The organism is Paenibacillus sp. HGH0039, assembly GCF_000411255.1.
In the GTDB taxonomy this organism is placed as follows: Bacteria; Bacillota; Bacilli; order Paenibacillales; family NBRC-103111; genus Paenibacillus_F.
Genome location: NZ_KE150413.1, coordinates 544959 through 568799 on the forward strand (window position 1 = coordinate 544959; position 23841 = coordinate 568799).

General features: G+C 53.9%; 20 protein-coding genes. 15 read left to right on the plus strand and 5 right to left on the minus strand.

The window, feature by feature from the left end; all coding sequences use genetic code 11:
- Nucleotides 1–112: 112 nt before the first annotated feature.
- The 12 genes from HMPREF1207_RS16795 to gcvH all read left to right on the plus strand — a co-directional run bounded on the left by HMPREF1207_RS16795 (nucleotide 113) and on the right by gcvH (nucleotide 12401).
- Nucleotides 113–1342 (plus strand): glycosyltransferase family 2 protein, encoded by a 1230-nt coding sequence (locus HMPREF1207_RS16795; protein WP_009672028.1) that lies wholly within the window; start codon nucleotides 113–115, stop codon nucleotides 1340–1342.
- 280 nt (nucleotides 1343–1622) lie between these two features.
- Nucleotides 1623–2123: a translation initiation factor IF-3 gene (infC, locus tag HMPREF1207_RS16800; protein WP_036740165.1), complete on the plus strand. Its 501-nt coding sequence runs from the start codon at nucleotides 1623–1625 to the stop codon at nucleotides 2121–2123.
- Between the two features lie 59 nt (nucleotides 2124–2182).
- Complete coding sequence (gene rpmI / locus HMPREF1207_RS16805; RefSeq protein ID WP_009672104.1) at nucleotides 2183–2383, plus strand: 50S ribosomal protein L35; 201 nt, start codon at nucleotides 2183–2185, stop codon at nucleotides 2381–2383.
- Nucleotides 2384–2427: 44 nt separating this feature from the next.
- Nucleotides 2428–2787 carry a 50S ribosomal protein L20 gene (gene rplT, locus HMPREF1207_RS16810; RefSeq protein ID WP_009672035.1) on the plus strand — a complete coding sequence of 120 codons (360 nt, stop codon included), beginning with the start codon at nucleotides 2428–2430 and terminating at the stop codon, nucleotides 2785–2787.
- Between the two features lie 565 nt (nucleotides 2788–3352).
- Nucleotides 3353–5095 (plus strand): biosynthetic-type acetolactate synthase large subunit, encoded by a 1743-nt coding sequence (ilvB, locus tag HMPREF1207_RS16815; protein ID WP_009672153.1) that lies wholly within the window; start codon nucleotides 3353–3355, stop codon nucleotides 5093–5095.
- A 1-nt stretch (nucleotide 5096) separates the two neighbouring features.
- Complete coding sequence (gene ilvN, locus HMPREF1207_RS16820; protein ID WP_009672217.1) at nucleotides 5097–5585, plus strand: acetolactate synthase small subunit; 489 nt, start codon at nucleotides 5097–5099, stop codon at nucleotides 5583–5585.
- Nucleotides 5586–5806: 221 nt separating this feature from the next.
- Nucleotides 5807–6799 (plus strand): ketol-acid reductoisomerase, encoded by a 993-nt coding sequence (ilvC, locus tag HMPREF1207_RS16825; protein ID WP_009672081.1) that lies wholly within the window; start codon nucleotides 5807–5809, stop codon nucleotides 6797–6799.
- Nucleotides 6800–6848: 49 nt separating this feature from the next.
- Nucleotides 6849–8396 carry a 2-isopropylmalate synthase gene (locus HMPREF1207_RS16830; protein WP_009672140.1) on the plus strand — a complete coding sequence of 516 codons (1548 nt, stop codon included), beginning with the start codon at nucleotides 6849–6851 and terminating at the stop codon, nucleotides 8394–8396.
- A gap of 67 nt (nucleotides 8397–8463) precedes the next feature.
- Nucleotides 8464–9669, plus strand: a complete 1206-nt coding sequence (locus tag HMPREF1207_RS16835; RefSeq protein WP_009672276.1) for an aminotransferase-like domain-containing protein — start codon at nucleotides 8464–8466, stop codon at nucleotides 9667–9669.
- A gap of 300 nt (nucleotides 9670–9969) precedes the next feature.
- On the plus strand, nucleotides 9970–11049 hold the full coding sequence (leuB, locus tag HMPREF1207_RS16840) for a 3-isopropylmalate dehydrogenase (protein ID WP_009672020.1): 1080 nt from the start codon (nucleotides 9970–9972) through the stop codon (nucleotides 11047–11049).
- A 305-nt stretch (nucleotides 11050–11354) separates the two neighbouring features.
- Nucleotides 11355–11903, plus strand: a complete 549-nt coding sequence (locus tag HMPREF1207_RS16845; protein ID WP_009672122.1) for a peroxiredoxin — start codon at nucleotides 11355–11357, stop codon at nucleotides 11901–11903.
- A 111-nt stretch (nucleotides 11904–12014) separates the two neighbouring features.
- Nucleotides 12015–12401, plus strand: a complete 387-nt coding sequence (gene gcvH / locus HMPREF1207_RS16850; protein WP_009672168.1) for a glycine cleavage system protein GcvH — start codon at nucleotides 12015–12017, stop codon at nucleotides 12399–12401.
- A 302-nt stretch (nucleotides 12402–12703) separates the two neighbouring features.
- Here gcvH and HMPREF1207_RS16855 read toward each other — a convergent pair whose 3' ends face one another.
- The 4 genes from HMPREF1207_RS16855 to HMPREF1207_RS16870 form a co-directional block, all read right to left on the minus strand.
- Complete coding sequence (locus HMPREF1207_RS16855; RefSeq protein WP_009672233.1) at nucleotides 12704–14668, minus strand: glycoside hydrolase family 15 protein; 1965 nt, start codon at nucleotides 14666–14668, stop codon at nucleotides 12704–12706.
- A gap of 73 nt (nucleotides 14669–14741) precedes the next feature.
- Entirely contained in the window at nucleotides 14742–18269 is a 3528-nt protein-coding gene (locus tag HMPREF1207_RS16860) for a 1,4-alpha-glucan branching protein domain-containing protein (protein WP_009672230.1), read from the minus strand.
- Nucleotides 18266–18718, minus strand: a complete 453-nt coding sequence (locus HMPREF1207_RS16865) for a DUF4912 domain-containing protein (protein ID WP_009672061.1) — start codon at nucleotides 18716–18718, stop codon at nucleotides 18266–18268. The genes HMPREF1207_RS16860 and HMPREF1207_RS16865 overlap by 4 nt, the downstream gene beginning before the upstream one ends.
- A gap of 244 nt (nucleotides 18719–18962) precedes the next feature.
- Nucleotides 18963–19178, minus strand: a complete 216-nt coding sequence (locus HMPREF1207_RS16870; protein WP_009672162.1) for a hypothetical protein — start codon at nucleotides 19176–19178, stop codon at nucleotides 18963–18965.
- A 318-nt stretch (nucleotides 19179–19496) separates the two neighbouring features.
- Between HMPREF1207_RS16870 and HMPREF1207_RS16875 the strand changes: the two genes are divergently transcribed.
- Complete coding sequence (locus HMPREF1207_RS16875) at nucleotides 19497–19922, plus strand: hypothetical protein (protein WP_009672238.1); 426 nt, start codon at nucleotides 19497–19499, stop codon at nucleotides 19920–19922.
- 148 nt (nucleotides 19923–20070) lie between these two features.
- Here the strand turns inward: HMPREF1207_RS16875 and HMPREF1207_RS16880 are convergent, their stop codons facing one another.
- Nucleotides 20071–21171 (minus strand): hypothetical protein, encoded by a 1101-nt coding sequence (locus tag HMPREF1207_RS16880; protein ID WP_009672221.1) that lies wholly within the window; start codon nucleotides 21169–21171, stop codon nucleotides 20071–20073.
- Nucleotides 21172–21400: 229 nt separating this feature from the next.
- Between HMPREF1207_RS16880 and sigI the strand changes: the two genes are divergently transcribed.
- Together sigI and HMPREF1207_RS16890 are read left to right on the plus strand one after the other, a co-directional pair.
- On the plus strand, nucleotides 21401–22222 hold the full coding sequence (gene sigI, locus HMPREF1207_RS16885; RefSeq protein WP_009672036.1) for an RNA polymerase sigma factor SigI: 822 nt from the start codon (nucleotides 21401–21403) through the stop codon (nucleotides 22220–22222).
- Nucleotides 22215–23519, plus strand: a complete 1305-nt coding sequence (locus HMPREF1207_RS16890; protein ID WP_009672101.1) for an anti-sigma factor domain-containing protein — start codon at nucleotides 22215–22217, stop codon at nucleotides 23517–23519. Before sigI ends, HMPREF1207_RS16890 begins: the two co-directional genes overlap by 8 nt.
- Nucleotides 23520–23841 lie beyond the last annotated feature (322 nt).

Sequence of the window (23841 nt, forward strand, 5' to 3'; positions counted from 1 at the left end):
GGCTTCTACACAAAAATGATTACAATGGCTTCAATTGGAACAAAATGGGTTACATACAAAGCGATAAATATAAAAACAGACTTTGTTGTGAACATTAAAAGGGGGGTTTACGATGCTGGATACAATTTTGCTGGTCTTGCAAATTGTATTGGTGTTATTCGGGGCTTATCAGTTGTTTCTAACATTCTTTGGCTGGAAGCGTCCGAAAAAGAAAACGCAGCATCCGCCGCAGAAATCATTCGCAGTTCTGGTAGCGGCGCATAACGAAGAAGAAGTAGTAGGGGCCTTGCTCGAAAACCTGAAGCAGCTCGACTATCCGAAAGAGCTGTACGACGTTTTCGTCATTTGCGACAACTGTACGGACAGCACCGCCGATATTGTGCGCAGCCACGGACTGTATGCGTGCGAGCGCAACAACCCGAATCTGCGGGGCAAAGGGTACGCCATCGAATGGATGCTCAAAGAGCTGTGGAAGCGTCCGCGCCAGTATGACGCCGTCGTGATGTTCGACGCCGACAACCTCGTCGGCCACGACTATCTGCGTCATATGAACGACGACCTGTGCAGCGGTTCCCAAGTCATCCAAGCTTATCTGGACACCAAGAATCCGAACGATTCCTGGGTTACGGCTTCCTACGCCATCTCGTATTATTTCGCGAACCGCTTCTGGCAGGTTCCGCGTACGAATCTGGGCCTCGCCAACTATCTTGGCGGTACAGGCATGTGCTTTGAGTCGAACCTGCTGAAGCAGATCGGCTGGGGCGCGACGAGCCTCGTCGAAGACCTTGAGTTTTCGATGCGCTGCGTAAAGCTCGGCGTTAAGCCGACGATGAACTACTACGCGAAAGTCTACGACGAGAAGCCGCTGACGTTCAGAGCGTCCGTCAAACAGCGCCTGCGCTGGATGCAGGGACACTTCGACGTCTGCCGCCGCTATCTGTTCCCGCTTCTGTGGCAGGGACTTAAAGAGCGCAGCTGGACCAAAATCGACGCCGCTTTCTATTCGGCTAACGTATATAACTATTTCTTCGGTTCCATCCTGAGCGTGGCGATCTGGATCAAAGCCATCGTACCGGGCGGAACGGACATGAATCTGTACGAATTGGCTCCGATTGTCAACGTCCTGGCCATCTCGATTTATGTGATGCTGCCGATCTCGTTGTTTATCGAGAAGGCGTCCGGCAAGACATACAAGTACCTGATCGCTTATCCGATCTTCATGCTGTCCTGGTGGCCGATTACCGTATACGCGTTCTTCACGCAGAACAACAAGCAGTGGAGTCATACGAAGCATACGCGTGTTATCCGCCTGGAAGAAGTGCAGAGCAAGCAGGTCAGCTAACTTACTTACGGGAATTCGAGCAGAATAAAGTTGACTTGTCTTCTCCGGAGTGGTATAGTAGTACGAGTGATTGCACAACTGCATATTTTTGAAAGAAGAGGCGCCCGCTTCTCACCTGACCGATTCCGTCGGCTGGTTACGATGAAATAACGTCAACGTTTTGTTTTTATGTGACAAACGAACCGTGGGGATGTGGGCTGTTAGCCTGCATCCCTTTTTTATGTCCTTGCAACAAGCTTGGAAACAATGGTTGGAGGTGGAGAATATTAGTAAAGATCACATGGTTAACGATGAGATTCGCGCGAAAGAAGTCCGTTTGATCGGGCCCGAGAGCGAACAGCTCGGCATTAAACCGATTCGTGAAGCGCTCCAAATGGCGATTGACGCCAACTTGGATCTGGTGAACGTAGCGCCAACGGCTAAACCGCCGGTATGCCGCATCATGGACTATGGGAAATACCGTTACGAGATGCAGAAGAAAGAAAAAGAAGCCCGCAAGAACCAGAAAATCGTGGACATCAAAGAAATTCGCCTGAGCGCTACGATCGACGAACATGATTTCCAAACGAAGCTGCGCAATGCGGTTAAATTTTTGAATGACGGTGACAAAGTGAAAGCTTCCGTCCGTTTCCGCGGCCGTGAGATTGCTCACGCCGAGAACGGAAGGAAAGTACTGCAGCGTCTTGCAACCGAAACTGAGGAGATCTCCAGCATGGAGCGCGCTCCTAAGCTCGAAGGACGCAGCATGATCATGATCTTAACACCGAAAGTAACAACCTAAATTTCTGGGCGCGTGTAAACGCGCCCTGCCTATGAATTTTATTTGAGGAGGACTTCCAGATGCCTAAGATGAAAACCCACAGCAGCTTGAAAGGCCGTTTTAAAATTACCGGTACCGGTAAAGTGAAAAGATACAAAGCTTACAGAAACCACCTGCTCAGCGGCAAATCCGGCCGTCAAAAGCGCGTACTCGCTACAAATCCGGTTATGGCTCCTGGCGACGTTAGACGCCTGAAGCAAGGTCTTGCACAAATTAAGTAATCACTTCGTTTCCATTACCCAAAATCGTTTAGGAGGTCATCATTATGGCAAGAGTCAAGGGCGGATTCACATCCCGTCGTCGTCATAAAAAAGTTCTGAAACTCGCAAAAGGTTATTTCGGTTCCAAACACCGTCTGTTTAAAACAGCTAATGAGCAGGTAATGAAATCCCTGCTTTACGCATACCGTGACCGTCGTACGAAAAAACGCGATTTCCGCAGATTGTGGATCGTGCGTATTAACGCGGCTGCTCGCGTAAACGGACTTAGCTACAGCAAACTGATGCATGGTCTGAAACTGGCCGGCATCGAAGTTAACCGTAAAATCCTGGCTGATCTGGCTGTCAACGACGCTAAAGGCTTCGCTGATCTGGCAACGGCTGCAAAGCAAAAAGTGAACGCCTAAACCGGCGTTTTCCGAATCGTCATGCGTGATAACCTCGCATGGCGATTCTTTTTTTGTCAGAGCTTGTAAACCGGGCTTACAATTATTTTAAAGAAAAGTTGTTGACTATAGAGAGCGGCGTGCATATAATTATCTCTAAATCAATATTCTAAATTGTAAGACTCATCAGAAATCGGCTATGAAGAGGACGAAGTTATAAGGGCCCTTATGCTCAGAGAGCGATCGGAAACGCTGAAACCATCGCCATAATCCCTTTGTACGAGCTCACCTCGGAGCTGTTTTCCTGAAAAGCAAGCGGGCTGGTTAAGCCTTAACGCTTGGTGATTAGGGAGAATCGGAGCGGCACACGTTACCGTGCCAAGTGTGCATTATGTCTGACATAATGTAACCTGTTAAGGTCCTGTGCCGCGAGGCGCACGACAAACTAGGGTGGTACCACGGAAGAATTCAAACCCCTTTCGTCCCGTATGACGCCGGAATTCCGGCGCCGGGAGGATTGGGGTTTTTTGCATGCTGCCATGCGTTGATTTTAAAAAAATGGAAACGAAACGAGAGGAGGATTCTCATGAATGTGGGGACAGCCAAAAGGTCTAAAGAGGAATTGATGGAAGCGATGCGCAAGCCGGAACTGATTAACGGTTCGGAAATCTTGCTGCGGAGCCTGGTGCTCGAGGGTGTGGAATGCGTCTTCGGTTATCCCGGAGGCTCGGTACTTTATATTTACGACGCTATGCATGGATTCTCCGATTTTAACCACCTGCTGACGCGGCACGAGCAAGGCGCGATTCACGCGGCGGACGGTTATGCGAGATCGACTGGCAACGTGGGGGTTTGCATCGCGACGTCGGGCCCGGGGGCAACTAACCTGGTAACCGGAATCGCAACGGCGTTCATGGACTCCGTACCGCTTGTCGTCATCACCGGCAACGTAGCGACGACGGCGATTGGTACGGATGCCTTCCAGGAAGCGGATATCACGGGAATCACGATGCCGATTACGAAGCACAGTTACCTGGTACGCGATGTGAACGACCTGCCGCGGATCATTCACGAGGCCTTCTTCATTGCAAATACGGGACGCAAAGGCCCGGTGCTGATCGATATTCCGAAGGACGTATCGGCACAGACGGCCATGTTCCACCCGGCAAGCGAAGTTAACATCCGCGGTTACAACCCGACGGTTCATCCGAACAAGCTGCAGGTAGAGAAGCTGATCAAGGCGATCGAAGAGGCGGAGCAGCCGCTTATCATCGCCGGGGGCGGAGTCGTTTACTCCAACGCGTCCAAAGAACTGCTGGAGTTTATCAACAAGACACGGATTCCGGTTACGACGACGCTTCTCGGTCTTGGCGGATTCCCAAGCGCTCACGAATTGTGGGTCGGAATGCCGGGCATGCACGGCACGTACACGGCAAACCAGGCGATCCAGAATGCGGATCTGCTGATCTCGATCGGCTCCCGCTTCGACGACCGGGTGACGATGAAGCTGGACGGCTTCGCGCCGAAAGCGAAAAAAATCGCCCACATCGACATCGACCCCGCCGAAATCGGCAAGAACGTGAAGACGGACATTCCGGTTGTCGGCGATATCCGCTCCGTGCTGGAATACGCCAATACGAAAGCGAAGCCGGCCAAATCGGAAAACTGGATCGCGCGGCTTCAGGAGAACAAGCGGAACTTCCCGCTGAAGTATAAAGACTCCGACACGGTGTTGAAGCCGCAGTACGTGATCGAGATGATCAACGAAACGACCAAAGGCGAAGCGATCGTGACGACGGATGTCGGCCAGCACCAGATGTGGGTAGCCCAGTACTATAAATTCCAGCATCCGCGCTCCTGGATCTCCTCGGGCGGCCTGGGCACGATGGGCTTCGGTTTCCCTTCCGCCATCGGAGCGCAAATGGGCAATCCGGATAAGCTGGTCGTCTCGATCAACGGGGACGGCGGCATGCAGATGTGTTCCCAGGAACTCGCCATCTGCGCCATCAACAACATTCCGGTCAAAATCGTTGTCATCAATAACCAGGTGCTCGGCATGGTCCGGCAGTGGCAGGAAATTATTTACGACAACCGGTATAGCCATATCGACCTCGCGGGAAGCCCGGACTTTGTCAAACTGGCGGAAGCTTACGGCGTTAAGGGTCTGCGGGCCACGAACAAAGAGGAAGCTCAGCGGGCTTGGCAGGAAGCTTTGGATACGCCGGGGCCGGTTCTAATCGATTTCGTGGTTGCCAAGCACGAGAATGTGTTCCCGATGGTAACGCAAGGCAGCACGATCAGCGAGATGTTGATGGGGGAGGACGACTAATATGATCACGAAACATACCATATCCATTCTGGTTAACAATCAGCCCGGCGTCCTCCAGCGGGTATCCGGCTTGTTCGGCCGCAGAGGATACAACATCGAAAGCATCACTGTGGGAGAGTCCGAAGAAGCCGGACTCTCCCGGATGGTGATCGTCACCGAAGGCGACGACAATACGCTGGAGCAGATTTCGAAGCAGCTGTACAAATTGATCGATGTGATCAAAGTGATCGATCTCAGCAAAAATCCGATGGTCGCCCGGGAGCTCGCATTGATCAAGGTCAATTCGGAGCCCGCCCAGCGCCCTGAGATTCTCGGCATCGTGGACACATTCCGGGCCGCTGTAGTCGATATCGGTCCAAGCTCCCTGATTGTCCAGACAATCGGCGATTCCGAGAAAATCGACGCGATGATTGAACTGCTCCGTCCTTACGGAATACGCGAGCTTTCCAGAACGGGCGTTACCGCGATGATCCGGGGCGCTATCAAGTAAAGCGGTTGGATACCGCCGGACTTTTTAACCTTCTACCTTCATTCTTCGTTCTTTACGGAAATCAGAAAGGCCGATTCGTCGGCTAAGTCCCCTTGAATGGGACTTTCAGCCCTTAACTCTTTGCTGCTGCAAATCAGTAATTCATTGACGGTTGAAAGCTGAAAGGCCCATTCAATGGGGAAATCATACACGGTTATTTAATTTAAGGAGGATATTATCCAATGGCAGCTACTATGTACTATGAAAAAGACGCAGACTTCGCATCCCTTCAAGGTAAAACGATCGCAATCGTAGGTTACGGTTCCCAAGGTCACGCTCAAGCGCAAAACCTTCGCGACAGCGGACTGAATGTAATCATCGGTCTTCGCCAGGGTAAATCCTGGAACACCGCACAAAACGACGGATTTGAAGTATTCACGGTTGAAGAAGCGGCTGCACGCGCAGACGTAATCCAAATCCTTATGCCGGACGAAACGCAAGCACGCGTATACAAAGAAGCGATCGAGCCGAACATGAAAAAAGGCGTAGCGCTCATGTTCTCCCACGGCTTCAACATTCACTTCGGCCAAATTAAAGCGCCTGCCGACGCAGACGTATTCCTCGTAGCGCCAAAATCCCCGGGCCACATGGTTCGCCGTACGTATGTGGAAGGTTTCGGCGTTCCCGGCCTGATCGCGATCGAGCAGGACGCAACCGGCAACGCGAAGCAAATCGGTCTCGCTTATGCCAAAGGGATCGGCTGTACACGCGCGGGAGTTATCGAAACTACCTTCAAAGAAGAAACCGAAACGGATCTGTTCGGTGAGCAAGCCGTTCTTTGCGGCGGTGCAAGCGAGCTCGTTAAAGCCGGTTTTGAAACACTGGTTGAAGCGGGTTATGCGCCTGAAATGGCTTACTTCGAGTGTCTGCACGAACTGAAGCTGATCGTTGACATGATGTACGAAGGCGGTCTGTCTTCCATGCGCAGCTCCATCTCCAACACGGCGGAGTACGGCGACTATGTAACGGGCCCTCGCATCATCACGGCTGAAACGAAAAAAGCGATGAAAGACGTGCTGACGGATATCCAACAAGGTAAATTCGCACGCGACTTCATCCTTGAGAACCAATCCAACAACGCGTTCATGAACGCGACACGTAGAAACGAAGCCGAGCACCCGCTGGAGCAAGTCGGTTCCCAACTGCGTGAACTGATGCACTGGATCAAGAAGTAAGCAGAGCCGAATAGATAGCCAAAACTCAAGCTTCAGGAGGTGAACGCAAGTGAGAAAAATCTATGTGTTTGATACGACGCTCCGGGACGGAGAGCAGTCACCGGGGGTCAATCTCAACATGCAGGAGAAGGTCGAAATTGCGCTTCAGCTTGAGAAGCTGGGCGTTGACCGGATCGAGGCCGGGTTCCCGGCCGCTTCTCCGGGAGATCTGGAAGGCGTCGCTTCCGTAGCCCGTGCTGTGAGAAACGCAACGATTATCGGTCTTTCCCGCTCGCGGGAACAGGATATCGATGCGGCGCGCGAAGCGCTAAGGCACGCTCAGGATCCTTGCCTGCATTTGTTCTTGGCCACTTCGCCGATTCACCGCAAGCATAAGCTGCGGATGGAGAAGCAGCAGGTGCTGGAGACGGCTGAAGCCGCTATCCGCTATGCGAAGAAATATTTCGATAAAATCGAATTTTCCCCGGAAGATGCCGGACGGACCGAGCTCGACTTCCTCTGCGAAGTAACCGAGATGGCGATCCGCGCAGGCGCTACGGTGGTGAATATTCCGGATACGGTCGGATTTCTGAATCCGAGCGAGTTCGGGAACATTTTCAAAACGCTGAAAGAAAACGTGCCGGGCATCGAGAAAATCCAGCTCAGCGCCCACTGTCACGATGACCTCGGCATGGCTACGGCCAACGCGCTGGCGGCGGTTCTGAACGGTGCCGATCAAATCGAAGGCACCATCAACGGGATCGGCGAGCGTGCCGGCAATACGTCGATCGAGGAAGTCGCCATGGCGCTGGAAACCCGCCAGGAGTTTTTCCAGGCGAAGACATCTCTGGTGCTCTCCGAAATTTACCGCACTAGCCGTCTCGTCAGCAAATTGACGGGGATGGATGTGCCGGGCAACAAAGCGATCGTCGGCGCCAATGCCTTCGCGCATGAATCGGGCATCCACCAGGATGGCATGCTGAAGGAGAAGACGACGTACGAGATCATGTCCCCGGAGACGATCGGTCTCAAGGAAAGCAAGCTCGTACTCGGCAAGCATTCCGGCCGCCACGCGTTCCGCGAGAAGCTCATCGATATGGGGTACGACCTCAGCGACGAGCAGGTGAACGCGGCGTTCGCTAAATTCAAGGATCTGGCCGACAAGAAGAAGAACGTGCTGGATGACGACATCCGCGCTCTTCTCGAAGAGAAGCTGGTCAGCACGCCGGAAGTATATGTGCTGGATTCCCTGCAGGTATCGTACAGCAACCAAGCCGTTCCGAACGCTACGGTGCGTATCCATGCCGAGGACGGCAAAGTGCTGGAAGAATCGGCAGACGGCAACGGTTCCGTAGATGCCATCTACAACGCAATCGATAAAACGACCGGCGAGGAAGTGGAGCTGGAGGATTACACGATCAAATCGGTTTCCTACGGCAAAGACGCTCTCGGCGAAGTTCATGTCATTTTGGGCCAAAAAGGTGTTTCCGTACAGGGTCGCGGAATTTCCACGGATATTCTGGAGGCAAGTGCCAAAGCCTATATTGACGCCTTGAACCGTCTGATCGAAAAGCGTAAAACACCGACTGCCAAACGCAGCAATGTCACGTTGATTTAATACGCAGCACCTCACTCCCGCCGGGCGCGGAAGTGAGGTGTTTTGTTAACACGAAAGGGGCGGCATCATGAAATATCGGTTCTCAAAAACTTTGGAGGCTTTTTCCTCCTCCGCTGTACGTGAAATTCTCAAGCTTACGCAGGGCAAGTCCATCATTTCTTTTGCCGGGGGCCTTCCGGCTGAGGAATTTTTTCCGGTAGAAGCCGTCAAAGAAGCGATCGGAAGAGTCATGGAGGGCGGCAAGTCCGCCCTGCAGTACGGGCTGACGGAAGGCTACACTCCGCTGCGCCAGAGCATCTGCAACCGCATGGCAACGAAAGGCATGCAGGTTACGCCGGATGACATGCTGCTGACGACAGGCTCCCAGCAGTCGATTGATCTGCTTACCCGCGTCTATATCGACGAAGGCGACGTCATTCTCGTAGAGCGTCCGACCTACCTCGCGGCCATTCAGGTATTCCAGGCGCGCGGCGCCAAAATCGTGTCGGTCCGGAGCGACCGCCACGGAATGGACCTGGAGGATCTCGCCGTCCAAATCAAGCAGCACCGGCCGAAGATGGTGTATGTGAATCCGAGTTTCTCCAACCCGGCCGGCCGCGTGTGGAGTCTGGAGCGCCGCAAAGGCCTTCTGGCGGCCTGCCGTCAGAACGATGTGCTCATCCTTGAGGATGATCCGTACGGCGAGCTGAAATTCGGCACGACCGAAATCATGCCGTCCATCTTCTCGCTCGATCAGCATCCTGAGGGAAGCTGCGTCGTGTACACGAGCACGTTCTCCAAAATCGTGGCGCCCGCACTGCGCACCGGTTGGGTCATGGGCGACCGCGCCGTTATCCGCAGCATGGCCCAGGCCAAGCAGGCGGCGGATCTGCACTCGAGCACCCTCGATCAGATGACGCTGTTCCAGCTGATGGAGCAGTTCGACATGGATGCCCATATCGGGCTGATCTCGGTCGAGTACGAAAAGCGGATGCGCACGATGGTGCAGGTGCTTCAGGAGAAGAACTGGCCGGGCGTCCACTGGAACGATCCCCAAGGCGGCATGTTCCTGTGGCTGGAACTTCCGGCGCACATTGACACGCAGGTGCTGCTGGCGGCCGCCGTTCAGCAGGGAGTGGCCTTCGTGCCCGGCGTTTCTTTCTTCGCCGACGAGCCGGAGCGCAACACCATGCGCCTGAATTACACGCATGCCGGAGAAGCGGAGATCAGGCTGGGCCTCGAACGCCTGGATGCTGTTCTACAGCCTCTGCTGGCGGCTGCGCCGAAAGTATAACGCTTTTAAAGGTTAGTAAAAGATCCTGCCTGGTTTTGTCGGAGAACGTTAAGAACTCTGATGGAACCGGGAGGGTCTTTTTGCGTTCATGAAAAAATGGATGGAGGCAACGGCATCATGAAGTAAAAAAAGGATGGCAGCCTCGTCGAAAAGGTGTTTATAGGTTTTTCCTATGAAACTGATAGCTTTTATATCTTAGTCATCCGTTACCAAATGTGTTAAAACTGAAAGTAGAGATGCAGTAGGGATCGGATTAGCACGGCCCTGTCAGCTACGGACAATCCAAAGGAGTGAACGAACATGTCAGACGTGAAAAAAATCGCCGTCATCGCGGGGGATGGAATCGGCCCGGAAGTCGTTGCGGAAGCGGAGAAAGTTCTCAAGAAAACCGAGGAGCTTTTCGGTCATCGCTTTGAGACGGAGCACGGCTTGTTCGGCGGCATCGCCATCGACGAGAAAGGCACGCCGCTGCCGCAGGAAACGCTGGAACTGTGCCAGCGCGCCGACGCGGTGCTGCTCGGAGCCGTAGGCGGTCCGAAGTGGGACAACAATCCGAAGGAGCTTCGTCCGGAAACGGGCCTCCTCGGTATCCGCAAAGCGCTCGGCTTGTTCTCGAACATCCGCCCGGCTGTCGTGTTCGACTGCCTGAAGGACGCGTCCACTCTCAAGCCGGAAGTGCTTGACGGTACGGATCTTATCGTGGTCCGCGAGCTGACAGGAGGCATTTACTTCGGCGAGAAATTCCGCCGCGAGACAGAGAACGGACAAGAAGCGGTCGATACCTGCGCTTACAACGTAAGCGAAGTGGAACGCATCGCACGCCAGGCGTTCGAAATCGCCCGCACGCGCAGCAAGAAGCTGGCTTCGGTCGACAAGGCGAACGTGCTGGAGACTTCCCGATTGTGGAGAGAGACGGTCATCCGCATTTCCGCGGATTACCCGGATGTCGAACTTGAGCACGTGCTCGTCGACAACTGCGCGATGCAGCTTCTGCGCCGTCCTTCCAGCTTCGACGTTATCGTCACCGAGAACATGTTCGGAGACATCCTGAGCGACGAAGCGGCGATGCTGACCGGATCGATCGGCATGCTCTCTTCCGCCTCGCTGGGCGAAGGCAGCTTCGGCCTGTACGAGCCGGTACACGGCTCCGCACCGGACATCGCCGGTCAAGGGATCTCCAACCCGATCGCGACGATCCTCTCGGTAGCGCTGATGTTCCGCCTGACGTTCGGCTACCACGAAGCGGCGAACGCGATCGAGCGTGCCGTGAAAGAAGTGCTTGATGCGGGCCACCGCACGGGCGATATCGCGGTCGATAAGTCGAAAGCGATCGGCACTAAAGAAATGGGCGACCTGATTGTCGCGGCCATCCGTAAATAAAAGAATGCCTGATACCGACACGCAGAAGAGAATTTGCTTTCTGCGTGTTTTCTTTTGTAAAGAAAAGATGTAGGCGTCGGGATGCAAAATACGCACTATTATAATAGGTAGAGATTCGTTTGAAAACTTCGCGTTAGCGAACAAAAATCAAGAAGCCGAAGGCCGTAATGGCAGCAAATGTTCGCACATTGGTCATATTTTTATAATAATTATTATTTAATAGACTCTATAATCTTGACTTTCTTTTGGGTGGATGATACCATTTTATTATTCGACAAGGAAAAGATCAAAGGAGGAATTTTGACATGGCAGAACGTTTGGTAGGTAAACCGGCTCCGGCTTTCACTATGGAAACTGCACTTGGAGACGGAACGGATTTTGGTACGGCTTCTCTTTCCGATTACAAAGGCAAATGGTTGGTACTTTTCTTCTATCCTCTTGATTTCACTTTTGTATGCCCGACTGAAATTACGGCGCTCAGTGAAGCTGCTTCCACTTTCAAGGATCTGAAAACCGAAATCCTCGGTGTTTCCGTGGACAGCAAGCACTCTCACCGTGCATGGATCAACACCGCTCGTGAGGACAACGGCCTGGGCAAGTTGAACTTCCCGCTGGCGGCTGACCTGACGAAATCCGTAGCTCGCGACTACGGCGTCCTGATCGAAGAAGAAGGCGTAGCTCTGCGCGGCCTGTTCATCATCGATCCGGAAGGCGAACTGAAATACCAAGTCGTTAACCACAACGACGTAGGTCGCAGCGTAGAAGAAACTCTTCGCGTCCTGCAAGCTCTTCAGTCCGGTGGCCTGTGCCCGATGAACTGGAAACCCGGCGACAAAAACCTGTCCGTAAAGTAAGATGACGGACTGATTATAGGAGCTCCTCACTTTCCGCTTAACGGCGGCGGGCGGGGAGCTTTTGTTACGATTGAGAAAGCCCTAGCCTTTCAGGAAGAAAGGAGGAGCAGGATGGATATCCCGCAGGAACTGTTGTATACCCCGAATCATGAGTGGGTCCGGGTAGACGGAAGCCGGGCTACGATCGGATTGACGGATTACGCGCAAATGGAGATCGGAATGATTGTGTTTGCAGAGCTTCCGGAGGAAGGGGAGGAGCTGCAGGCCGGCGATCTTCTGGGGACAATGGAGTCCGTTACGGCGGAAGCGGATGTGTTTATGCCGTTGTCCGGAACGATTGTATCCACTAACCGGGAGCTGGTTAAGAACTCCCATTATATCAACCGTTTTCCCTACGGCTCGGGATGGCTTATTCAGATTGAGATGAACAAGCCGGAAGAGCTTGAGGCTTTATGGAGCGCGAAGAAATATGCCGAAGTGTTTGGAGAGCGGCTGTAGACGCCGCCGGTCATGAGGTGCCGGTATGGTCTTGACGCCTTTCGTTCTTTCCGGTGCAGCGGAACGGAGCGTCCAAGCGTGTACAGCGGCGGGGGATAAAAACAGCAGATCTTCACCGCCCGTGGGGGGCCGGAAACGCTCTTCTAAGCCGCCGATAAGCGTCTGTAAAACCTTTTCGGGTGGAGAGTGGCTTTGCTCTTTTGCAAGGGACCGTGCTGACCGCCTGATAAAAGAGGAAAGTGCTGAAAAAAACCGCAGGCCGAATTGGAACGGCTTGCGGTTTTTTTCAGGAGCAGGCAGGATTATTTTCCCGCAAGCTGCTCATATTTGCTCAAGTATTTGACGACGGCGAGAACAAAGGTGGCGTGCGACCAGGTGAGAGGGGCCACGGACACAGGATCGCCGTTATACGGATCGAGCTGCTCGGGAAGAATTCCGCTCTCCATCTGATGGTTTACGACCCATTCCAGCGTCTGCCGCGGTGTCTCCAGGTCTGCAAGCGTCTTGGCGCATTCGATTTCCCATTCGGCGATCCACAGCGTACAGATGATCCAGGGATTGCCTGGCACTTGGTCCACATCCTGCGACCGCTGGAAATAATAATCGTGATGATAGCGGGCTACGCCGCCGACAGGGGTCTTGATGGACAGGCCGTTCTTGTTGGCCTGCATGGTGCGTACCACGCGGTCGTCGTCCGCCGGCAGAACGCCGAACTCGAATATACCGTAGACCGAGCTTTCCAGCGTCATATCGCGGACCCAGGTTCCGTCCTTTTGGTACAAACCGCGGGCGAAACGGCCTTCTTTCTCATCCCAGAGATGAGTGAGGATGCCGTTTTTGATTTTCTCGGCCGTATGGCGGTAGCGGCTGCTGCGTTCCTCATCGCCGAACAGGTTGCAGAAGTTAGCCGCGGCGATCAGTCCTCCGTAAACCGCGGAAGCGGTGAACGTATAGATGCCGTACCGTTCTTCCCACAGATCATAGCTCGGCTTAGGCAGGCTCAGTTCCTGGTCGATATAAGTGGACATGAAACGTGCGGCCTTGCGGATCAGATCGCGGTAGAGGGACTGTACCAGCTCCAGATTTCCGTGCTTCTTATAGTCCTGCCAGAGAGCGAACAGCACGAGCGCCGTCTCGTCTTCCTGAATCGGCAGCTGCTCGCCGCCGTTGTGTACATACGGATGCCAGCTCGATCCGACGGTTCCGTCCGGGTTGTATTTGTGGTGCAAATACCCCTCGGGAGAAATCACGTTGGCGCAGAAGCGGTAGAACGGCTCCATCATCGCCTGATGGCCGGCCATGGACATGGAGTAGGCGACCAGAGCGCCGTCTCGAGGCCACATGTAGCTGTAATGGTCACGGTTGCTCTGCATGATGTCCGAATCGTTGGCCGCGATAATCGCGCCGTTCACGTCGGTTTGGGTACGCACAATGAGGAGACTCTGCTTGAACAAGCGGATAACTTCTTCGCTCAGATCGCCGAACGACCGCTCCGTCTTGTTGACCCAGCGCTGCCAGTAAATCTGAACGCGGTCGAGCAGCTTGCCGGGATGGCTTTCCTTGACATACTTATCGAGCTTTTTCACGTCCTCAAGCGTGTGGCCCGCACTCAGCCAGTAGTACAGGGTATGATCGCCGGAAGGCGGCACATACATCCGGAACGAAATGGTGCTGTCGACCGAGCCTTGCGAGATCGGATTGCCCATCAGATGGCCGTCCTCGGCGTCGCGCCATGTGCCTTCGGCATTGTAAAAGCGCTTGACCCCGGTCGTATACTGAAAAATGCCGTCCGTTCCCGTACTTCCGTTGAACATGAAGTATTTGTCTTTTTTATAATGGAAAACGGTGTGATTGGCCGGGTAATAGGCGGCAGTGTCGCCGACCTCCGTCTCGTTGATTACGAGATCCTGGTTAAAAAATACCCGGACTTCCTTCACCGCCGAGTGATGGTTGGTGATCTGAATCCGCTTCAGAAAAATATCCTCCCGCTGATGCACGCCGTCTTGAATGCGAAGCGTAACCCCGAGGCCGGGATGCGTCGCCTTCACGTCGGTCACTAAGGAGTCTTCCACATAAGCACGCTGAAACTGCCATTCAGGCGCGTCCAACCACGAAAAAGCACCGTCCACCCAAATTCCGACACGACAATGATACCCGCCGATATGATTCAGCTGCCCTACATAAGGATAGTACAAATCCCGCATGTAAGAGTGTTCATCCAGATTGATGAGAAACTTCCCGTTACCGACAACGAAATGTCTGGGCAAAAAATCACTTCCTTACTGGTTACTGGTAAATCCAGGTTATTCGCCATAAGGTTACCGTTTTCAGAAGAAGAGGTCAACAAGTTTTTGTCGATCTTTGGCAATTTATGGCGCTTTGGTAAACGTTCGTGGTGGCGGTTCCGATTTCCTTCATATTAAAGCATGTGCGTAATTTAGCGGAGGCGCGCTTCGTAAAAAGAGCCGCAAGCTCCGGATCGACCAGCAGAAGGCAAATCTTCCCGGCCCAAGCCCGGGGATCCGCAGGAGGAAGCCGGAAACCGTCTACACCGTCTTCGACAAGTCCCGCGAGCCCGCCGGTGTCCGAAGCGACGAGAGGGACGCCCGCTCTCATCGCTTCAAGCGCCACGATTCCGAAAGGCTCGTATAGGCTCGGAATGGCGCAGACATCGGCTTCCGCCAAAAGCCGGGCTTTGGCGGCTTCGTCGGCGAAGCCCGTAAAGCGTACGCGGTCTCCGAAAGGAGAGGCCAGCCCGCCGATAAAAGCCTCCTCCGGTCCCGTTCCGGCAATGATCAGTTCCGTTTCCGGGAACTGCTCCAGGACGTAGGGGAGCGCTGCCAGAAGCAGCGGAATGTTCTTCTCGGGGACGAGGCGTCCGAGATATAGAATCCGGCGCTTTGCAGACGGCGGGCGCTGCGGATATCCGGAATCTCCGGCACATGCCGGAACCGGATGCGGCTCCCGGTTGTTTTCCGCATCGGAAGAGGCAGGAAGACCGTTCGGAATGACCGTCACGCCGGATTTTTTACGGTTGAAAAGCGACGTCACTTCCTCCGCCATCGAATCGCTGCAAACGATAAGTTTGTCGGCCAGCTCTGCCAGGCTGCTTTCGGCGGCGTGAATTTTGCGGGAGACGGGATCGTCCAGCCGGCCCAGCTTGCGGCCGTGTTCGGTTGCGTGCAGGGTAACGACAAGCGGCAGGCGAAGAGCCTGCCGGCAGTCACGGGCGGCGTAATACACCAGCCAGTCATGCGCGTGGAGGGTATCGAACCGAAGCTCCTGATTTTCCTCCATCAGACGTTCCACCCGTAAAATCATGGCGATGTTCAACCTGAACACCCAGTCGAGAAAAGCCGGGGATTCGGAGCTTTGCAGGACTTCCACGCGATGAACGTGCACTCCGTTCCAAAGACTGTCCGAGGCCTCGTCATCCCGGCGGCATGTTATCACATGCACAATATGGCCGTCACGGGCCAGTTGTGACGCAAGGTCTCCGACCGCTCGCCCCAGCCCTCCAATTAGATGAGGCGGGAATTCCCAGGCCAGCACGAGAACGCGGAGGGAGGCTTTTTTGTCGGTATTCGGAGCAGCGGTGAAGCTGTTTGCGGCAGGCGGTTTTGCCTGTGAACTTCCGGCGGATGGCTTGCCAGTTTCGCGCTCTTCGGCGGCCGTTTGCTCTTCAGGCGAAAGACCGGCGGGAGCAAAGGCGGGGGCCCGGGACGGTTTTTTATCCGCTAGCGTTTCGGAAAGATACCTCGGGAGGTAGGCTCTCCAATTCACATCGGCAAAGATAGGAGCGCTTCTTTCCATTCTATGAAGCAATTCTAGCTTCCCGGGTGAAAGAACGTCGGGTTGTCTCTCATCTATATCATCCAGTATCGGTAGCAGTTGATAGAAGTTATTCCTATGCTCGTGAAATCTTTCGGCGGCATAGCCCGCCATGTCTCCCGATTCGATCATAAACGCCCAATCGCTGCTTTGGGCGAGCATAAGCTCCCGCGCAGCCTGTCGCAAAATTCTGTCGGTGAGAGCGGTGTGCGAAAGATTTTCGTGATCGCGTCGATTCGGGCCGGAGTCAGGGGAATGGAAGGACAAAGGATCCGAGCTTGAAATGGCGTCATGTTCCGCAGCGAGGGCTTGGTGAGCCTTTCCTGCTGCGGTGTCTGTCCGGGCGGCTCTTGCGGCGGCCAGCGCCATGGCTTCTTCTGCGGCATGCAGAAGCGGATACATCCAGTCTGTAGCCGGATTCAGCCAGACTCTGGCATCCCCTCCCCGTCCCCAGCTGGATAGAGCGGGGGCCGTGCCTTTGTCGAAAGCGTAGCGCTCCTCATATAGAGAGGGCGTAAGAAACACGGGCTGCTTCTCCGAATCGGGAAGTGAAGGGCCGCTGTGCGAACCGCTGGCGGCATACCGCCGCCGCTGTTCAAGGTCGCCTTCGCGCAGCAGGGTTTCCAGCCAGAGGGGGCCTTCGTGCCACCAGTGTCCGAAAAGCTCCAGGTCGAAGGCGCAGACGGCAACCGGCCGGGGCGGCAGGAGGCGTGCCTCCGAAGCGGAAGCGGCCGGTCGGGAGGCCCCGCCTTCCCCAGCATAACAGCCGGAGGCGCGGGTGTGCTCGGCTTCCGGCGCTGTGCAGGCAGCCTGCGTTCGCCGTGCGGCGTCTCCCGCAAGGCCCGAAGCCGGGAAAGCCTCCGCAGGCTGGCGTTTGGCGGCAGCGGAGACGGAGGAGGCAAGCCCGGCTGCCGCCTGGGCGGTCGGCACGGCAGCTTCCCAATCGGCTGCGGAATCAGCGGCATCAACGCCGGCCGCCCCGCGCGCTGTCGCTTCGCTGCCCCGAGGCACCGCTGCGCCGAGCGATGCGAGGAAATGCCTCGCATGCGCGGCGGCCAGCTCCGCGGCGCGGCCGGCGTCGTACGGGGCTTTGCCTCCGGCTCCGTCTCCGCCCCCGGCGGCGCCCGTTATGCGACAGTACTTGTAGCCTGTCGCAGCGGGAGTGCCATCCGGCAGCACGTACGGCCGGATGTAAGCTTGCTCGGCCGGAGTGCCGCGGCCGAGCTCATACCCGATATCGCGGTAATATTCGCGATAATCGGGATGGCCGGGGTAGCCGCTATCCCGGCTCCACACGAGAGCCGAGGCGGCCGCATCCCGGGTGAAAACCTGGAGGCCGTCCGGTGTGACGTACGGAGCGGCCGATCCCTGCCCGGCCCCGGATTTGCCGTCCGGCGCCTCCAGGATTGTAAAGCGGAGCCCCAGCCTAAGCAGGATAGGCTCCAGCTTGGGCGTGTACCCGCATTCCGGCAGCCAGATCCCGGAGGGGGCGAAGCCGAAATACCGCCGGAACTCCGTCACGGCGGTATACAGCTGCGCGAACGCGGCTTCCTCCGTTTTGAACAAAGGGAGGAAAGGGTGGGTAGCGGCTGCGGGAATCAGCTGGATCAGGCCGCGGTCGGCATAAAGGCGCAGCCGCGGGATCATTTTACCGTCTATCTTGTCGAGTAAAGCAAGCATGTCCGCATACCTTCCGGCATAGCGGTAGGCAAGGGAGGCCGGCCCGGGCTTGTCTGTAAGCCGTTCTTTTTCTTTGCGGCCCAGCTCCACACGCCGTTTCAATATTTCCCGCGTACGTTCCTGCAGTTCGGGATTCTCCCACATAGACAGAAGCACGGGGCTTACGGACAAGGTCACCGGAGAGCAGACCTTGCCGTTTAGCAGACGATCCATACAATCCACGAAGGGCAGATAGACGTCGCACATCGCTTCATGAAACCAATATTCTTCTAGAGTGAGACCGCCGTCGGGCCGGTAGACGTAAGGCAAATGCGCGTGAAAAACGAGCAGAGCGGGAACGGGCTGGGATATGCTCACGGCTTTTCTCCTTCCTGTTTGGGCGGCGGATAGATCGTGTAAGTAGAATAGAAGCCAAAATCAACCGGCAGAAGAGGAAACGGGGGATGATTGTTCTCGCTGTGCCGCCCTTCTTCCGGGAATGGATTTTCGCCGGAACCGTCACCCGTCCTAACGGGAGCGGACCTCAATAAAGGAAGAAAGCCGTCATTGGCAATCAGCATTCCCAATTCCGCCAGCCATAGACCCTTCCGGCCTTGCGTGCGGATATAGGCGGAACCGGCATTTTCGGCCGGTGGCATGGTTCGGACCTCATAGACGACAGACTCGCCGGAGCCTTCACCATATCCGCTTATGCGGACGGATACCAGACCTTGTTCGGCTTCGGTTCCTCCGTACTCGGCGATCATGGAAGCCAGGCGGGATGAAAGCGACCAGTAAACAAACAGAACCGTCTGCTGCTGAATCATAAGATGCACATTGCCGAGCTTGGGCTGCAGCAGCGGGGAATGGATTGGACGGATACCGTGCAGAGTAAATTCCTCTCTTCCTTGCCGGGCGTATGCCGTATCGTTTTGAATGGTTCTATTGTAGCACAGCGGAAGGAAGCTCCCAATCTTTGAGGGGAGGAAGCCGGAGAATGTAGCGACGGCAGGGTGTCCCGCTTCCCGCTGTCCGGTTACTGCCGCTTATTTTACCTCCGGTCCGTCATCTTCATGTAGGGGTGGTCTGGGGAAGCCGCCGCGATTCCGTCAAGCGCATCAGCGTATCGTAACGGTTCGCCGAGTCCCAAAGGGCTTGAATGTCTTCCAGGTCGAAACCGGTGTAATTCTCCACCTTTCCCGTGTGGTAATAGACCGAGAATTCACCGGTCTGGCCCTCGAATTTGGCAAAAGCAATCTGCCGAGAAATGATGGGAATAATCGTCATTGCACGTCCCTCCGATCTGGTGGTAAAACGGACTCCGGCATGGTTAGCGCAGTTCCCGGAAGTCCTGTTCCTCTCATTTTATGCGGGCTGTGTTAGAGTTAGAAGCACGGCAAAGCTTGGCCCCGAAAGGGATAAGCTTACAGTTGCGGATTAAAAATCGGAGTCCAGCTAGGCCTATTTTGCTAGAAAAAGAGGAATTTTCCTTTGTGCCGGTGAATAGGAATGTTGTAAAATAAAGCATCACATGCAAACGACATGCGTAAATTCACTTCCGCAGGCCGGGAAGGTCTGCAGGACGATCCTTGGGAGGGAAGTATTATGAGTTTCTGCTGCGGTGCAAGTATGATCGGGTCGAAGGGGACCCTTAAACATATACGAACAAGCATTCACAATGTTCCGATCCTTTTCTGTCCGGTTTGTCACCGGATCGAGGTTCATCATCTGATAGAAAACGAGTACGAGTTATTGGCCGAATACGCGCACGGAGACGGTGCCGCCGAGGTTGATTTCATCGACTATGTGGAAGGCAAGCAGGGACCGGCTATTTATGAGAACTGCGTGAACCACGAGGATGAGGAACCGATGGAAATTGTCCAGAATCAGATCGACATGGGACTGGATCTGCTTTCGGTCGCTAAGTCTCTCGGGGACAGCGCGTGGGAGGACCAGCTCAAAAAACGTCTTCAGGTGCTCAGCCGCCGCCGGAGCAAGCTTGTTAAAGGGCGTACGCCTCAAAGTCCTTAAGCCTCAAAGCAATTGCACTTATCATAGATGGTATTCTCATACGAAAAAGGCCGGTCAGAGTGTTCTGACCGGCTTTTTGGTTTGTGCATAGGCTCTGGGACAACCGGGTGAAAAGAGGTCCACACAGCTTAATTGATAAGTGGATGAATTATTGGTTAAGAAATTTTCGGTTCAGCCAATGGATACCCGTCGGGGCCGGTTCATCAAGCGGCGCGATTTCTATAACATCGGGGTTCAGATCGAGTCTGAGTTTGTTTAAGCCTTCCACGGTTGCGGTGCCTTCCAGCTCGGTCAAGTTGAAGTGAATAAATCCGGCTTGCGGGATTCTTAACAAGGAAGCGGTCTCCACATCGGAGTCAAACCAGCTTACGGTGTACTCTTCTTTGTTGGCTGTAGTTCCGGCCGCATAAATTTGAGCCAGATTCAACTCGTATTTCTCTTCGAGTTGCTTTAAATGCTGCGCCGTGAAAGGTTTAGTAAACGTAACCGCAAATTGAACTTTCTCGCTGTCGAAAGAGTTATGCAGCGTCCTGGCAGCTTCCTTTTTGAAGGCCTCCAGGGCTTCCTTGGAATTGATAAGCGCATAACTTTTTACTTTGGTTGCGGAAGGTTCTTTTTGATGCGGATATTGTTTGAAGAGGTCGTCAAAACCGGACGGCAGGCCCAAGCGGTTATATTTCATATCCAAGGGCTCTGCATTTGTAAAATTTTCCTTGTGAAGCAGGTCTGCGGGACCGGAAAGATCGTACAGGCTGCCGCCGGGCTGGGAATATCTTTGAAGCGAACTAAGAGAGACGGTGGGATGGTCTTCCAGTAGGTTCAGCCAGGCCGTATAGAACGTATACGGTTTATTCTGGGTTAGTGAGGAAGTGTCCAGAACGGAAAGTTTTATCTCCTCCCCGTCCGTATACCCGGCTTTTGTCCGTGTAAATTTGGCTCCCGGCAGGTTGGAGACCATTAATTTGGCGCGGGTGTCTACCGATTCTTGGACCTGCAAATGGAAGGCCGGAAAAAACTGCCGGTAGCGGTCCGTGTTCTGAAACTTGTCAAGCTGTTCGCCGCTCCACCGTACGTCTGCTTTCGTGTACAGCAGCTTATGTTCGATTTTATAAGACTGAAACTTAGCGGTAGACGGTTTATCCCAGTTTTCGGCTTCTCCGGATGCCGGGGCTGCTGAGGCGGCGAAGGTGCTCCCCGAAACAAGCAGGCTTACGGCAACGGCGGAAACGAGCCATTTTTTGTGAAACATTTTCTTCACTCCTTTCCACCTGATAATACCATTAATTTACTTATGCTGGAATATAATTATGCTTTTTCTGCGTTTTTTGAGAAAATGAGTGGTATTCGGCTCTTTTTTCTGAGAAACTCCTGTGAAATCTCTTAACTTTTTCGCCGATATTAAAGCTTGTGCTATAATAGCAAAGATTGACCCCCCGAAGAAATTGCTGGAAATCGAATTGTATAAGTGAGGTGGAACAGTGATTCTGGTACTGTTTAAGAAGTTATTCGGCAGCAAGCGTCAGTCCAGCCACCACCAAAAAAACGCACCGCAACCTGAAGAGGTTGTGAAAAAAATACAGCAGGGAGACCTGCGTCTGCGCAATCAGTTTATCTCGGATTACCAGCCGTTTGTCATCAAGGTGGCAAGCCGCTTTTGCAAAAGATACATTGATCCTGCCAGAGACGACGAATTTAGTATTGCTTTAGCCGCATTTAACGAGGCCATTAATCAGTTCTCCCATGACATGGGGCGTTCGTTTCTCGGTTTTGCCGAGACGGTGATGCGCCGCAGACTGATCGACTATTTGAGAAAGGAGCAGCGGTTCAAAGGACAGATTCCGTACAGTGCGTTTGACCAGGAAGACGAAGAAGATCATTACGTGAATCCTATCGAGATTCATCAAGCGCTGGAACAGTATGAGAAACAGAAGGGAATAGAAGAACGCCGCGGAGAAATTGTGGAATTTAACCGCAATCTTGCCGTTTTCTCCATTCAATTTACCGATTTGGTCGATGCCTCTCCCAAGCACGAAGATTCTCGTATCATGCTATTCGGGATCGGCAAGCTCCTCTCCGAAGACCCTGAACTGATGCGTCTTCTGCTTAGCAAAAAGCAGCTTCCTATTAAGGAACTTCTGGGTAAGGTTAGCGTCTCCCGCAAAACGCTGGAACGTAACCGAAAGTATTTGATTGCCATAGCGCTCATACACACCGGCTCCTATCCATATCTCAAAGAATATCTGCATATTAAAGAGCAATCAAAGCAAACTTTCCAGGAAAGAAGAGAGGCATATGAGTAAAGGCATCGTCATGGAGCTGAAGGGAAACAGCATTATTGTCATGACGGAGGAGGGGCGTTTCGAGCGCATTTCTAAGAAAGGGCGAAACTGCCAAGTCGGACAAGAAATCCGTTACAAATCGACACGGGGATTCGGGCGTTCTCAGATTTTGGTGCTGACATCCGGGCTTACGGCTGCCGCGATTATTTGTTTTGTCTTCATCGGCGGCTTGTTAAACATGGGCAGTCAGGTAAAAGTGGCGGCGTATGTGACGATGGACGTTAACCCGAGCGTAGAGCTTGCGCTCGACGATGAGGAGATCGTACGGGAGGTCAGAGGGCTCAATCAGGACGGCGCCCGGATGGCCAAGGCGCTTCATGTGGAAGGCAAGCCCCTGACCCAGGCCGCGTCCGTTATTCTGGATTGGCTTGATCAAGGCCCGCTCGCCAAAGGCGAAGGGGATATTATCATTTCGAGTACGGTTGTAGGCAACGAGCGCAAGGTGAGCGACGTTCTGCTGGCCGACAAAATGGAGAAGCAGGTAACGGACCATCTGCTCGCGAACCATGCCGACCTGAGTAAATATGCGGTCGCGGCTTTCGCGGCGCCGCCTGAACTGCGGCAGGAAGCGGGTACGCATCAGCTGTCCACGGGCAAGTACGCGATTTATTTGAACGCGAAGAGTATGGGGACCGAAATCAGCCTGGATCAGCTGCGTGAGATGTCCATTTACACACTGGCCAAGCAGATGGGCGGAATGGGGAAGCTGTATAACCGCACGCAGCCCATCAACAAAGACAACCTTACAAATTGGCTGGCCATGGAAAAGGAAGGCTCCTGGAACAAGGATAACGTGGCTCTGCCTGGTGAAGAAGAAAAGAATCAGCCGGTTCCCTCCAAGACGCCGGTTCCTACGCCTACGCCTTCGGACAATTCTGCAGGAAACACGGCGAATACGGGCGGCAAGGCCTCCGGAACCAAAGTGACGCCTGTACCTACACCGACCCCGAAGAAGGAGAATACCTACACCGGCAGCGGCAACGCGGACAACGCACGGGAAGAATGGCTTCGTCAGAAGGTGGAGCGGGAATACAAGCGCGCTCAGGAAGAGTTGAAGAGGAAACAGGAAGCGCAGAAGGAAAAAGAAGAAAAAGAAAGAAAAGCACGGGAGAAAGAACGCGAGAAGCAGAAAGAAAAAGAAAAGAAAGACAAGAATCACGAGAAGGACGACGACAGGGATGATCGTGATTCCTGGAAGGGCGGACATTCTTTCCGGATTCCATTCAAGGAGGGCCCGGTTTATTATCACATCGGCTGAGCGGGCGCCCGTTCAACGCTTGAACGAATAAGCAGACCATCTGCAAAAAAGGCTCTAATAAGAAAAGATAACCCCGCCGACCGCGGGGTTATTTAGCTCGCACATCCAGGCAGAAAGTGGATTTCGGCAGAGGCAGACGCTGCCGTTTTTAAGGCGGGATTTTACATTTTCCTCTTTTTACGCTCCAAATCGTATCGTAATTTTAACCTTCCTATGTTACAATGAGTGAGATTCCGATAATTAGCAAATTCGCGAGGAAATGTAAGAAAATGACGAAAAAACCTTGATTTTTGACGAAAAGTGTCGTCGTGCCGGGTACACA